The organism is Arthrobacter sp. NPDC058130, from assembly GCF_042884475.1.
Taxonomy (GTDB): domain Bacteria; phylum Actinomycetota; class Actinomycetes; order Actinomycetales; family Micrococcaceae; genus Arthrobacter.
In genome coordinates this window covers 72,362-84,519 of record NZ_JBHVTV010000011.1, presented here as the reverse complement: position 1 = coordinate 84,519, position 12,158 = coordinate 72,362, and the positions used below count along the sequence as shown (strand labels likewise).

The following is a 12,158-nucleotide window of genomic DNA, read 5'->3' as shown; positions in this document are numbered from 1 at the left end:
CCTAGCGACGGGCGGTCTGTTCATCCCCAAGGATCCGGAAGTGCCCGGCCGCCTCGAGTCGGAAGACGGTCGGTCTCACTGGGCGGTGCGCCTGCAGCTACGCGGCCAGGTCCGCTCCGAAGAGGCGTTCGGCCAAACGAAGCAGATGTACGGGTGCATCTGCATCCCAGCCGTTGGTCCCGTTGCCGAGAAAGACGGCGGTCCCCCCGACTGCCGCCTCAAGCGGGACACCCGCTTCCCGGATCAGCACTTCGGCTCGCAGGTTGAGAGGTAACGGAATAGCTGCCGCCTCGTCATTCAGATAAACGAGCCAATCCATATAACTGATTGCTTTAACATTTCCCTCCACCAGGACCTGTCTAGAGACCAAATCATGGTCGATGTCTTCGATACGAATAGGGCTACCAAGGCGACACGGGATAACCAGGGCGGCGCAGATCGTTCCCATGATTGGTCCTCTCCCTCAGGGACAAATTCGGTGTAAGATGTGAAGTCGCTTTATCAAATTACAGCTGAGACGGCATTGGGCAGTGATGAGCTCCAAGTAATTGTCACGCAACGTAAATCCTTAGTCGCGGTCGGGACTGACCCCTTTCCTCGGTGTTCGCGAGACACGTTCGCCGGCCGTCACCCCCGGCAGGTCAGCCGTTAGAGCGAAACGACCGACCGGCATGGGCGCTTTCGGGGCGGACCTCTCCGCCCTCGGATTCCAGCATTACCGGCAACGGTGTCCAGCACTTGGTGACACCAAAGCCTTCGCTGGGACGTTTTAGCGGTGGTTCTTGCGCGGCTTCTGGAAAAGTGACTCGTGGCTTTCAGCCTTGGCTCTTTTGTCGGCTCTCTTCTCAAGAAGCGACTTCCCGGGCTTTTTTCCGGTGGTTTTCTTGATGTTTTTTCCTGCCATGGCGTATCGGCCTTTCTTAACGCTGAGTACACATCACCATACGCACTTTAAATTTAAATGCCAGTCGGTCTGTTTGCGCGCAGTCGTGGATTTACTTGGGGTGGACGTTTTGTTGTTCTTTGCCGCTTCCCTTTGAGCGAAGGATCACAGAACGTCGCCTAAGAGGGATCAAATCCACTTCCCGGGGCTTCCTCAGGCGCGGCTCTCCAACACTGCCTGCAATTTCTCGAACGACTCAGTCCACCCGTTTCGGTGCAGGGACAGCCGTTCCTCCGTTAGGAACGGTCCCTGTGAGAGCACCAAGCGCGTGCCTTGGCCGATACTCCCGAGGGAGAGGTCGACGACGGTGTCCCGGTCGTCCGGCGTCGGTTCCTCCCAGCGGAAGGTGTACACCAGACGCCAGGGAGGATCGATCTCCAGGAACTCGCCCGAGAGGTGGAACGGTTCGCCGTCCGCCGGGGCCATGCGGAACCGGTAGCGGCCGCCTTCCGACAGGTTCACTTCGGCTGCCGGGATGGTGAAGCCGCGAGGACCCCACCACACGGCCAGTTCGCTCGGCTCGGTCAGCATTCGAAAGACTTCTTCCGGGACAGCCGGGAGCGTGTACTCCAGGTTCAGGACCAATCCGCCGGTTTCCTGACGCACGCTGGCCTCGTTCTCCGTTGGCTCATTCACGGTTCAACTCTGGCACCCGGCGGACGCTGACGGAAGCGGATGGGACACGGAGCCGCCGGTCACGTCGCCAGCGTCAGCAGCTTGCCCTCTGTCACGGCCCAGGCGGGACAGCGTCCGGTAGCCCTCCTGCTTGAACAGCGTGAGCTCACCCGGTCAGGATGAGGCGCCGCACCTCACCGGGGGCACAGGATGGAACTGCGGCGGTCCGTCGGATCGCCTTGTACCCAATGAGAAACGGAGGTCCTCAGCATGTCTGAGTCATTGGATGATCTAGGGCCGGTGGACTGGCTCGTGGTGGAGTTCCCGGGGCCCGACTTCGGCAAAGGTCAGATCGCCCCGTATCTGGAGGATCTGGTCAAGCGTGACCTCGTCAGGGTGCTCGACATGGTGTTTCTGAGGAAGACCGAGGACGGCACGCTCGAAACGGCGGAGATTTCAGACCTCGACGCGAGCGAGCTCGGCGAGGTGCGCATGGCCGAGGCCGACCTGGCCATGGTGCTCTCTGAGCAGGACGTCATGGATTTGGCCGAGACGATCGAGCCCGGCCATTCGGCCGCGGTGCTCGTATGGGAGAACCAGTGGGCGGCCCCGTTCGGCGCGGCTGTCCGCAAGGCTGGCGGCCAGCTCGTGGCCAGCGGCCGGATCCCGACCCAGGCCGTCATCGCTGCCTTCCAGGCCGATGCCGACGCTGAGGCCCAGATGCCCAACGGAATGAAGGAAGGAGCCTGACATGCCACTGGCAGCAAGGCGCAGGCGCCGGACCGCCGCCGCCGTCGGCGGGGCCGTTGTTGTCGCCCACGGGATTAACCGTCGCGGCGACCGACGTGACGACAGGCGTGACGACCGGCGGGACGACCGCGGCGATCGTCGCGACGACCGCCGCGACTGACACCACAGAGCCGGGTGCGCATGACCCTTCTCGGGTTATGCGCACCCCACTGAAGGGGAATCATCATGGTCAAGGATTCAAACATCATCGCTGTCCTCCCCGCGAAGGACATCAACAGGGCGAAGGAGTACTACCGGGACAAGCTGGGAATCGAACCCTCCGAATCCACGGAGGAGGGCAGCGTCATGTACAGCTGCGGCCAGGGAACCCGCTTCCTCGTGTACCAGACAGACAATGCCGGGACCGCCAAGAACACCCAGATGGGCTGGGAAACGGACAATCTCGAACGCGAGATGGAAGAACTGCGGGGCCGCGGCGTCGTTTTTGAAGAGTACGATTTTCCCGGCCTGAAGACGGAGAACGGCGTTGCCACCGCTGACTGGGGAAAGGCAGCCTGGTTCCTGGACAGCGAGGGCAACATCATCAACATCTCCCAGCGCGCGTAGGCCCGCGAGAGTCGAGAACCCCGGCCCCTGGAAATCAGTGAATCAGCCCTTGGGCTCGTACGCCTTGGGGAGCTTCAGGCCGCGCTCATTCATGACCGTGCGCAGGCGGGTGGGGTAGTCGCTGATGATGCCGTCCACGCCGAGCTCCATCAGCCGGTTCATGTCCGCCGTGGTGTTGACCGTCCAGGGGATGACCGGCAGGCCGAGCTCGTGGGCTTCCTTGATCATGCCCGGGGTGACGGAGCTGAAGGTGGGGGAGATGACGTCGTAGCCCTGGGCAGCCGCGGCTTTGGCGAGGGAGCCGCCGTAGGTGTCGATGTCGATGCCGCCGAGGTTGGGGCTGGCGCCGGGCTTGCCGACCTGGAGCCAGGCATCGCCGCTGGACAGGGCAACGAGCGGCAGTTGCGGGGCGATCTTCTTGGTCAGGTTCAAGGAGGACCAGTCGAATGACTGCACGGTGCTGCGCTCGGCCATCCCGGCGGTGTAGATCTCGGTGACCACGGCCTTGGTCAGGGCCACCATGCCCTCGCCGCCGGACCGGCCGTCCTCCACCTTGGTCTCGATGTTGAAGCGGACCTTCTTCGCGTCGGCGTCGCGCACCAGCCGGAACACGTCCTTGAGCTCGGCGATCCGGTTGCCCTCGATCACGTCCTGCTCGGGATACCCCTTCAACTGGGTGAACCCGCAGTCCAGGGTCTTGATCTGGGCGAGCGACAGCTCGGCGACCCGGTCACCGACGTACGGGTACTGCGTGTCGCCGGGAACCGCCGGCGCGGTATCGCGGCACTTGTCCGCCTGGATGGTGTCGTCATGCCAGACGATGACCTTGCCGTCGGAGGTCAAATGGGTGTCCAGCTCCAGCGTGGTGACCCCGAGCTTCAGCGAGTTCGCGAACGCGGCCAGGGACTCCTCGGTCCACTCGCCCCGGCCGCCGCGGTGGGCCTGCAGGTCAAAGGAGCCGTTGCTCTCGTTGGTCTTGATGGCAGCCGTTGCGGCAGCGTTCGACGACGGCGCGTTGCCTTCGGGGGTGGGAGCGGCGACGGCGGGGCTCGCCAGAGCGGCGATGAGCACGGCGGCGGCCGCGGCAGTCAGGGGTGTGCGCATGGTCATGGTTCCTCCTGGGTGACGGTCGCGGGCGCTGCGCCGGCGACCCGACCACCCTAGGGAGCCCACGTTGACGGTTGGGTCCCGGGAGTTGAAGGGGAAGCTAACGCGGGGTGTCGGTTCGTTCACTCACGCCCGCACCAGACTTCCTGCAGGAGACGGGAACCTCCCGCCCCTGCCCGTTAACGCGTTACCTCGGTCTCCTCGACGGCCCGGGGCCGCTTCCAGGCGGACTCGCGCGGGCCCGGCGGGTAAGCGGCGGTCCGGCCGGCGTAGGCGATCACCAGTGCCGCCACTACCGGGAGGCCCGCGGCGGCCGGGACCAGCAGCGGGCAGGCTGCCGCCCACGAACGGCAGCACGAGCATCGAGACGGCGATTGCCGCCGTCGTCATCAGAAGTGAGCGGCGCGGGTGGGAGCCGACGGTGAGCCCGGCGATCCAGATGCCGAGCAGCGGCGATCCTGTGCGCCTTCCTCGCCGGACCCTGGGTGGGCCGCAACATCATCCAGTACCAGATCGCCGGGGGACTGATGGCGATCGGCCTGGTGCTGTGGCTCATCACCTGGTTCATCAACAAGAGGACCAACACCCGGGAAGGCGAACCGGTCGGCACGCAGAACGTCGGCAAAGATCGCCGGGAACCGCCGCCGCGCGGCGACTGACCACATGGCACCATAAGCGCGGTGGTCCGAAAAAGAAGGGCGCCGTCCAAGTCCTCGTTCGACCCGGACGGCGCCCGCCTTACTTCAGGGAGTACTACTTGGCGCTGACGCGCTCCTGTGCAATTGCTGCGTTCTTATCGTCCAGCTCCTGGGCGGCGGTGATGCGCCGGTCCAGCTTCGCGAGCGTTTCCGGGGCAAGCAGTGTTGCCACGACGGTGATGACGCCGATGATGCTGAAGTACAGGATCACCCAGCCCGGCTTGCCGTTGCCGGCGGTGAGCAGCGCCACGGCGACAAGGGGTGCGACGCCGCCGGCCAGGACCGAGCCGAACTGGTAGCCCATGGACGCGCCGCTGTAGCGCAGCTTGGTGGAGAACAGCTCCGCAAAGAAGGCAGCCTGGGGGCCGTACATCGAGTTGTGGAAGATGGCGAGCCCGATGATGATGGCGAGCGTTGCCAGCAGTGCGCTGCCGGTGTCCGTCATGACGAAGTACAGCGGGAAGAACAGGAGTCCGCCGATGGAACCGAACAGGTACAGCGGCTTGCGGCCGATCTTGTCGGAGAGGATCGCCCACAGCGGGACGGCGAAAACGCCGATGGCGGAGGCAATCAGAACGGACATGGTGCCCTGGTTGGCGCGTTCGGCACCGAAGGTCTTCATGATGTAGACCACGGAGAAGGTGGTGTACAGGTAGAACGCGGAGTTCTCCGCCAGGCGCATGCCGACCACAAGCCAGATGCCCTTGGTTTCCTTCTTCATGGCCTCGCCCAGCGGCTTCTTCGCGGTCTGGTTCGCCGCCACGAGTTCCTTGAAGTCGCTGGAGTCTTCGAGCTTGTTACGGACGATCATGCCGGTCACGATCAGGATCACGCTGAGCAGGAACGGGAGGCGCCAGGCCCAGGCGTCGAACTCTGCTGCCGGGACGGCAGCCTTGACGGCAAGGACGCTGGAGTTGGCCAGCAGCATGCCGGCTGGCACGCCCATCTGGGTGAAGCTACCGAAGAATCCACTGCGTCCGGCAGGGGCGTGTTCGATGGAAATGACGGCGGCACCGGCCCACTCGGCTCCGGCGCCGAAGCCCTGCAGCAGGCGCAGGACCGTCAGCAGGATGGGAGCCCAGACGCCGATCTGCGCGTACGTGGGGAGCATTCCCATGGCCAGTGTGGCGAAGCCCATGATGAGCAGGGAGAGCACCAGCATGGGCTTGCGGCCGATCTTATCCCCGTAGTGGCCGGCGAACATGCCGCCGAAGGGACGGGCAACGAAACCTACTGCGTAGGTGACAAATGCCATCAGCAGGCCGGTGGCCGGGTCCTGTTCCGGGAAGTACAGACGGCTGAAGACGCCCGTGGCGGCGAGCAGGCCGAAGATGTAGTAGTCGTACCACTCGATGGTGGTACCGATGAAGCTTGCAGCCGGAACGCGCCAGGGCGCCTTCGTCTTGGCTTTGGTGTTGGAGATCGTCATTGGTCTTTTCTTTCGGATGGAAACGAAGGGAACGTCAGCGCTACCAGTCGAGGGCGATGTACTTGGTTTCGGTGAAGTCCAGCAGGCCCTGGTGGGCACCTTCACGGCCGAGGCCGCTCTGCTTGACGCCGCCGAACGGCGCTGCGGGGTCCGACACCAGTCCCCGGTTGAGGGCCACCATGCCGCTTTCGATGCGTTCGGAGACCCTGAGTCCGCGGCGAAGGTCCTCAGTGAACACGTAGGCTGCGAGGCCGTACTCGGAGTCGTTGGCGGCGGCGATGACTTCCTCTTCGGTGTCGAAGGGGATGACCGAGGCTACCGGTCCGAAGATTTCCTCACTCACCATGCGGGCCTGGAGCGGCACGTTGGTCACGACAGTGGGCGGGTAGTAGTACCCGGCGCCGTCGATGGCCTGTCCGCCGGCGAGGAGCCGGGCTCCCTGGCTGACGGCGTCGCGGACCAGCGAGTCGACTTTGCGGACGCTGGCCTCATCCACCAGCGGACCGACCTCGGTCTCGGCGTCGGTGCCCGGGCCCACGCGCATGGCGCCCATCCGCTCAGCCAGCCGGCGGGCGAACTCGTCGTGGATGCTGCGCTGGACGTAGATCCGGTTGGCGGCGGTGCAGGCCTGGCCGCCGTTGCGCATCTTGGCGATCATGGCGCCGTCGAGGGCCAGATTGAGGTCCGCGTCATCGAAGACAAGGAACGGAGCGTTGCCGCCGAGTTCCATGGAGCACTTGATCACGTTGTCGGCCGCCTGGCGCAGCAGGTGGCGCCCTACGCTGGTGGAGCCAGTGAAGGACAGCTTGCGGACGCGCGGGTCCGCAAGGATCGGGGTCATGACGTCGCTTGTTTTGCTCGTGGTGATGACGTTGACCACGCCTGCCGGGACTCCGGCGTCGATCATGAGCTGGGCGATTGCCAGGGTGGTCAGCGGCGTGAGCGTGGCGGGCTTCAGCACGGCGGTGCAGCCCGCGGCCAGCGCCGGCGCCAGCTTCCGGGTGGCCATGGCCGCCGGGAAGTTCCAGGGGGTGATGAGCACGCTGACGCCGATCGGCTGGTGCTGGACAAGGATCCGGTTGGAGCCCGACGGCGAGACGGAGACGTCGCCGATGATCCGGACCGCTTCCTCGGCGTACCAGCGGAAGAACTCGGCGGCGTAGGCCACCTCTCCACGGGCATCGGCCAGGGCCTTGCCGTTTTCGAGGGAGATGAGGTGGGCGATCTGCTCGCTGCGCTCGGTCATCAGGTCGAAGCAGGCGCGCAGGATTTCGGCGCGGCGTCGCGGGGGCGTCGCGGCCCACTCCGGGAGGGCTGCTGCTGCGGCGTCGACGGCGGCGAGGCCGTCCTCGACGTCGGCGTCGGCGATGTAGGTGATAACCGAAGCGTCGGAGGGGTTGATCACCTCGACGGTGTCACTGCTGCTGGCGTCCTGCCAGTTTCCGGCGATCAGCAGCTGGCGGGGTACCGTCAGGCCGTCGACGTCGAGCGGTTCCTGGGTGGAAAGAAGAGTCATCAGTGGTCCTTAGTCCTGATCAGCGGATGGTGCGGTCGCCGGCGTAGGCGGCGGAAACGATGGAGGTGACGGCGTCGAGGTCAAGCGGCACCGGGTTGTTGTCGATGAGCCGCTTGGAGTTAAGCGACAGCTTGGCGATCTGGGCGAGGTCGCTTTCCTGCACGCCAAGGTCCTGCAGCGTCGGCGGCAGCTCGATGGCGGCAATGACCTCATCGATCGCCTCGACGCCGGCGACGGCGGCAGCGCGCGGGTCCAGCCCGCGGATGTCGCGCCCCAAGGCTTCAGCGATTTGCGCCAGCTGCGGCTGGATCGCGTGGAAGTTGTGGCGGACGACGTAGGGCAGCAGGAGGCCGACGCCCACGCCGTGCGGGGTGTGGGTCAGGGCGCCCACCGGGTACTGGATGGCGTGTGCCGCGGCGGTTCCGGCGTTGCTGAGGACCACGCCGCCGTAGAGTGCCGCGAGCATCATCCCGGCACGGGCCTCGGTGTTCTCGGGGTCCTTGTAGGCGGTGACCAGGCTGCGGCCCACGAGCCCGATGCCGTTCAGGGCAATGGAGTCCGTCAGGATGTTCTTGCCGACGAAGACCCGTTCCGTGGCCAGGGTGGGGGTGGGTTCCCGGGTGATGGCGGTGAAGGACTCGACCAGGTGGACGAAGGTGTCGGCACCGGTGGCGGCCGTCAAGGACGGCGGGCAGGAGTAGGTGAGTTCCGGATCGCACACCGAGGCGAACGGGATGATGTGGGGGCTGGAGATGCCCATCTTCATGCCGAGGTCGGGGTCGGAGACGACGGCGATCGCCGTTGCCTCGGAACCGGTGCCCGCCGTGGTGGGCAGGGCGATGACCGGCTTGGTGGGGCCGGGAACGGCGAATTCGCCGTAGTAGTCGCTGGGCTTGCCGCCGTGGGTGAGCAGCACGGAGACGACCTTGGCCATGTCCATGCAGCTGCCGCCGCCGAAACCGATGATGGCGTCGATCTCCTGGCCCTTGAGCTGCTCGACGCAGGCCAGGATCCCCGGGGTGGGAAGCTCGGCCTGGGTCTCGCCGTAGACCCGTACGGTCAGGTCCCGGTCCTCGAGGCTGCTGACCAGGGCTCGCAGTTCGTCCGATGCGGCCAGCCGCGGATCGGTGACCACCAGGACGTTGGTGCCGAATTCGGCGGCGATGTTGGCGACGGCGAAGCGCTGCTGGGCGCCGACGACGACGCTCCGCGGCAGACGGAGGACGCCGAAAGTTGCGGGACGGATGCCCGCTGCATGCGCACACGACATTGTGAATAACTCCTAGAGATGGGGTGGGCGGCTGCCTGAAAGGTGCCGCAGATCTCAGCATTCCAGAAGCGGGTGACCCTCACCATGTGGTTCCGAGCCATATAAACCCCCTGCGCATGTGTACTGCTGCCATGTGCGTGCCGCGTCAGGGGGGGGACGTGTCCGTTGTTCAGGAACCGCCGGAACTGACACCGGCTGCCTTCATCCGCCAAAGGCGCAGCGCCACCTGGACATCCAGGGATCGGCTTCCGCGGCGCCGATCAGGGCGTCGATCCGGTCCAGCCGTTGCCTCAGGGTGTTGGGATGGATGTGGAGGGCGATGATTCCCGGGATCCCCTCGGACCGATGCCGCAGCACGGAGAGTGCCCGTTGGCGCTGGTCGTCGCCGACCCCCACCACGCGCACCACGAGCTGGAGGTGGTTCGCAAGACCGAACTGCCCAGCCCTGCGGGTGAGCGCCGCGGCGTTTTCAGCGCGAGGGCTGAGCAGGTCATCAATGAGTTCCAGCTGAAGCCGGTATTGGGCGTCCTGGAATGTGCGTTCCAACCCGGCAACGAAGCCCCGGATCACAGCCGTCAGTGGGCTCCCTGTTGCGTTCGGCGGCGGCGGTTCAGGGCGTCGGAAACTGCCACGCCGATGAGGGGAAGAACGGCCCCTATAGCGGCAACGAAGGCCGGGAGGAGAAAGCTCAAGTTTGCCAGGACCGCCAAGGCTCCGATGCCGGCGAGATCAGATGGTTGGCGGTGGCCCAGTACCCGTCGAACAAAAAAGCCCCGGCCGGCCAGGAAAAGAGTCGGCCCACCAAAAAGAAGCAGAATCGTGGCCAGATCGGGGCGGACGGCCGGATCAGTGATCACGAGCTGATCACCAACCGCCACCAGGATCAGGCCCGCCAGTAACACCACCAAGGTGTTGCCCGCCAAAATGCCGGGCCGGAATTGATCATCGACAGAAGCAAGCTTCTCCAGAATCTCCTGCTCAAGGCCGTGGAAGTAACACCACCAGATCGCGACGCTTCCGGCCAAACTTACGGTCCCGGTCAGAAATATCAAAGGGTCTTCCAGATTGCCTGCAATCGCCAGGCCGGTTGACAGGATCGTCTCGCCGAGCGCGATCAGGTAGAACAACCCGAACCGCTCAAAGATCCTCTCGCCCGGGAGCGGGACCCGGCTTCCTTCGGTCTTCCGGCCCGGCAACCGGTGTGCCAGCATATGGCCGCCCAGATCGATCGCGGCAGCGACACCCCAGAACATCAAACGGGGCCCCGGACCGAAGAAGACGCCGGCAATCCAAAACGGCGCGCTCATACACCCCCAGATCAGCGTGCGCACGAAATGGTTGTGGGTGATCTGGTCAAGTCCGACGGTGAGTATCCACGCACCCCGACCCAGCTGGACCAGGAGATAGCTCGCAGCAAAGAGCCAGCCGAAGGCGCCAAACGCTGAGCCGATTGAGGCGTTCATGAACAGTGTGACAAGCATGACGATCAGCAGCATCCACTGCACCTCAAGCCGCGAAGTGTCCAGCAATGTGGCCGTCCAGGTGGTGTACACCCACACCTTATAGACCGCAAGAAGAAGCACAAATGTCTCGCCGGCCCCCACCCATGAGGGATGCTCCAGCAAATGATGGGACAGCTGCGATAGCGCGAAGACAAAGACCAGATCGAAGAATAGCTCAAGACGCGTAACCCGGTCTCCGGAGGTCGCGGAACGCATCAGCGACCTGGCACGGAACATCAGTATCCTCCACGGGGCTTCAGGAGCGGACGGACGCCCCCTCCTGTTGTCGAAAAGAGTGACGACGGTCAGCAGAGAAGTCAAGGGGGGTCTCGCCGGAGACGTCTCATCGACTGAACGATCACGACGACGGGCGGCAGGCCAGACTTCCTCAGGCGCGGCTGTCTAAGACCGCCTGCAATTTCTCAAACGACTCGGTCCATCCGTTGCGGTGCAACCCCAGCCGTTCCTCCGTCAGAAACGGTTCCTGAGAGAGCACTACGCGCGTGCCTTCGCCGACACCCCGGAGGGAGAGGTCGACGACGGTCTCCCGGTCGTCCGGCAGCGGTTCCTCTCAGCGGAAGGCGTACACCAGGCGCCACGGAGGATCGATCTCCAGGAACTCGCCCGAGAGGTGGAACGGTTGGCCGTCCGGCGGCGTCATGCGGATTCGGTAACCACCGCCCACCACGAGGTTGACCTCCGCCTCGGGGACGGTGAAGCCGTGCGGACCCCACCACTTCACCAGTTCGGTTGATTCCGTCAGCATCCTGAAGACGTCTTCCGGGACAGCAACGAGCGTGCACTCCAGGTTCAGGACCAGCCCGCCGGTTTCGTGATTCCCGGTTGCATCGTTCCCGGTTTCCCCGTTCATTGTTCAACTCTGGCATTGCAGGGCACATATCCGGAAGGCCGACGGGACATCAGCGACGGTGAAATTGGACGCCTCATTCAACATCACGGGCACCGAAACGGGCAAGCAACGCTCAGGCAGCGTGGGCGCCCTGCGGACCCGGGAAGGCGGGCTGGCAGCCCTGCTGGGAGACCGGGACCCCTCGTCACGATGGGTCCCGGCGGTGCCATGTCGGTTCCGCACTGTGGCGGGTGCGGACGCCAGTAAGCTGCACGGCATTGATCGGATCGGGATCCTGAGTAGCATTGCAGGCAGTGCCAAGCTGAGGAGCGTCATGGACAGGATCGATGATACGGCCGCGCCGGCCACCGGCGTACAGGGCAAGGCGTACAAACTTGCAGCCGACGAGGGGACCGCCCTGTGGTTCACGAATGCACTGGTTATGGTCAAAGCAGGCGGTCCGGAGACGAAGCAGCGGCTGACCGTTGTAGAGATTTTGCATCCGGCGGGTTACTCTCCGCCGATGCACCGTCATTTGGTTGAGGATGAATCCTTCTACATTATTTCGGGTACGGCTCTCTTCGAGAGCGACGGTGAGCGCTTCACCGTGCAAAGGGGTGATTTCGCCTTTCTTCCCCAAGGTTCCACCCACTCGTTTTTGGCGGGCCCTCACGAGCCCTTCCGCTGCCTGGTGATCACCGTGCCGGCCGGCTTCGAAACCTTCACCGCCGAGGTGGGAGCACCCGCAGCGCGGAGGGAACTGCCGGAACCTGAACCCATCGACGGCCAGGCACTAATCGCGATTGCTGCACGCCACAACATCGAGATCATCGGGCCGCCGCTGACGACCTGACAATGGCGAGATGTCCCGG

The 12,158-nt window shown here is 64.6% G+C and carries 12 protein-coding genes and 1 pseudogene; 4 read left to right on the top strand and 9 right to left on the bottom strand.

The window, feature by feature from the left end; genetic code table 11:
* Nucleotides 1-97: 97 nt before the first annotated feature.
* Together ACFVTM_RS17345 and ACFVTM_RS17340 are read right to left on the bottom strand one after the other, a co-directional pair.
* Nucleotides 98-448 carry a hypothetical protein gene (locus ACFVTM_RS17345; protein WP_390204963.1) on the bottom strand — a complete coding sequence of 117 codons (351 nt, stop codon included), beginning with the start codon at nucleotides 446-448 and terminating at the stop codon, nucleotides 98-100.
* Between the two features lie 648 nt (nucleotides 449-1,096).
* Nucleotides 1,097-1,579, bottom strand: a complete 483-nt coding sequence (locus ACFVTM_RS17340; RefSeq protein ID WP_390204961.1) for an SRPBCC domain-containing protein — start codon at nucleotides 1,577-1,579, stop codon at nucleotides 1,097-1,099.
* A 249-nt stretch (nucleotides 1,580-1,828) separates the two neighbouring features.
* Between ACFVTM_RS17340 and ACFVTM_RS17335 the strand changes: the two genes are divergently transcribed.
* A complete protein-coding gene (locus ACFVTM_RS17335) occupies nucleotides 1,829-2,308 on the top strand; it encodes a DUF6325 family protein (protein WP_390204959.1) in 480 nt (159 codons plus the stop codon).
* Between the two features lie 225 nt (nucleotides 2,309-2,533).
* Nucleotides 2,534-2,914 (top strand): VOC family protein, encoded by a 381-nt coding sequence (locus ACFVTM_RS17330; RefSeq protein WP_390204957.1) that lies wholly within the window; start codon nucleotides 2,534-2,536, stop codon nucleotides 2,912-2,914.
* 42 nt (nucleotides 2,915-2,956) lie between these two features.
* On the opposite strand, the gene ACFVTM_RS17325 is transcribed toward ACFVTM_RS17330, so the two are convergent.
* Nucleotides 2,957-4,024: a glycerophosphodiester phosphodiesterase family protein gene (locus ACFVTM_RS17325; protein WP_390204955.1), complete on the bottom strand. Its 1,068-nt coding sequence runs from the start codon at nucleotides 4,022-4,024 to the stop codon at nucleotides 2,957-2,959.
* A 482-nt stretch (nucleotides 4,025-4,506) separates the two neighbouring features.
* On the opposite strand from ACFVTM_RS17325, the gene ACFVTM_RS17320 reads away from it, so the two are divergent.
* Nucleotides 4,507-4,680, top strand: a complete 174-nt coding sequence (locus ACFVTM_RS17320) for a hypothetical protein (protein ID WP_390204953.1) — start codon at nucleotides 4,507-4,509, stop codon at nucleotides 4,678-4,680.
* 94 nt (nucleotides 4,681-4,774) lie between these two features.
* Here ACFVTM_RS17320 and ACFVTM_RS17315 read toward each other — a convergent pair whose 3' ends face one another.
* The 6 genes and pseudogenes from ACFVTM_RS17315 to ACFVTM_RS17290 form a co-directional block, all read right to left on the bottom strand.
* Nucleotides 4,775-6,148: an MFS transporter gene (locus ACFVTM_RS17315; RefSeq protein ID WP_390204951.1), complete on the bottom strand. Its 1,374-nt coding sequence runs from the start codon at nucleotides 6,146-6,148 to the stop codon at nucleotides 4,775-4,777.
* A gap of 40 nt (nucleotides 6,149-6,188) precedes the next feature.
* The gene (locus ACFVTM_RS17310; RefSeq protein ID WP_390204949.1) at nucleotides 6,189-7,664 is read right to left on the bottom strand and encodes an NAD-dependent succinate-semialdehyde dehydrogenase; all 1,476 of its coding nucleotides are present in this window, start codon (nucleotides 7,662-7,664) and stop codon (nucleotides 6,189-6,191) included.
* Nucleotides 7,665-7,683: 19 nt separating this feature from the next.
* Nucleotides 7,684-8,934: an iron-containing alcohol dehydrogenase gene (locus ACFVTM_RS17305; RefSeq protein ID WP_390204947.1), complete on the bottom strand. Its 1,251-nt coding sequence runs from the start codon at nucleotides 8,932-8,934 to the stop codon at nucleotides 7,684-7,686.
* Between the two features lie 201 nt (nucleotides 8,935-9,135).
* Nucleotides 9,136-9,480, bottom strand: coding sequence for a helix-turn-helix domain-containing protein (locus tag ACFVTM_RS17300; protein WP_390204945.1), 345 nt, complete (start codon nucleotides 9,478-9,480; stop codon nucleotides 9,136-9,138).
* Between the two features lie 29 nt (nucleotides 9,481-9,509).
* Complete coding sequence (locus tag ACFVTM_RS17295) at nucleotides 9,510-10,673, bottom strand: low temperature requirement protein A (RefSeq protein ID WP_390204943.1); 1,164 nt, start codon at nucleotides 10,671-10,673, stop codon at nucleotides 9,510-9,512.
* Between the two features lie 151 nt (nucleotides 10,674-10,824).
* A pseudogene (locus ACFVTM_RS17290) lies at nucleotides 10,825-11,307 on the bottom strand (SRPBCC domain-containing protein).
* Between the two features lie 313 nt (nucleotides 11,308-11,620).
* Here ACFVTM_RS17290 and ACFVTM_RS17285 point away from each other — a divergent pair.
* Nucleotides 11,621-12,139 carry a cupin domain-containing protein gene (locus ACFVTM_RS17285; protein WP_390204942.1) on the top strand — a complete coding sequence of 173 codons (519 nt, stop codon included), beginning with the start codon at nucleotides 11,621-11,623 and terminating at the stop codon, nucleotides 12,137-12,139.
* Nucleotides 12,140-12,158 lie beyond the last annotated feature (19 nt).

What these genes read in the sequence shown, in the direction of transcription:
- ACFVTM_RS17345 (WP_390204963.1), bottom strand. Translation starts at nt 448, where the DNA reads ATGGGAACGATCTGCGCCGCCCTGGTTATCCCGTGTCGCCTTGGTAGC.
- ACFVTM_RS17335 (WP_390204959.1), top strand. Translation starts at nt 1,829, where the DNA reads ATGTCTGAGTCATTGGATGATCTAGGGCCGGTGGACTGGCTCGTGGTG.
- ACFVTM_RS17330 (WP_390204957.1), top strand. Translation starts at nt 2,534, where the DNA reads ATGGTCAAGGATTCAAACATCATCGCTGTCCTCCCCGCGAAGGACATC.
- ACFVTM_RS17325 (WP_390204955.1), bottom strand. Translation starts at nt 4,024, where the DNA reads ATGACCATGCGCACACCCCTGACTGCCGCGGCCGCCGCCGTGCTCATC.
- ACFVTM_RS17315 (WP_390204951.1), bottom strand. Translation starts at nt 6,148, where the DNA reads ATGACGATCTCCAACACCAAAGCCAAGACGAAGGCGCCCTGGCGCGTT.
- ACFVTM_RS17310 (WP_390204949.1), bottom strand. Translation starts at nt 7,664, where the DNA reads ATGACTCTTCTTTCCACCCAGGAACCGCTCGACGTCGACGGCCTGACG.
- ACFVTM_RS17305 (WP_390204947.1), bottom strand. Translation starts at nt 8,934, where the DNA reads ATGTCGTGTGCGCATGCAGCGGGCATCCGTCCCGCAACTTTCGGCGTC.
- ACFVTM_RS17295 (WP_390204943.1), bottom strand. Translation starts at nt 10,673, where the DNA reads ATGTTCCGTGCCAGGTCGCTGATGCGTTCCGCGACCTCCGGAGACCGG.
- ACFVTM_RS17285 (WP_390204942.1), top strand. Translation starts at nt 11,621, where the DNA reads ATGGACAGGATCGATGATACGGCCGCGCCGGCCACCGGCGTACAGGGC.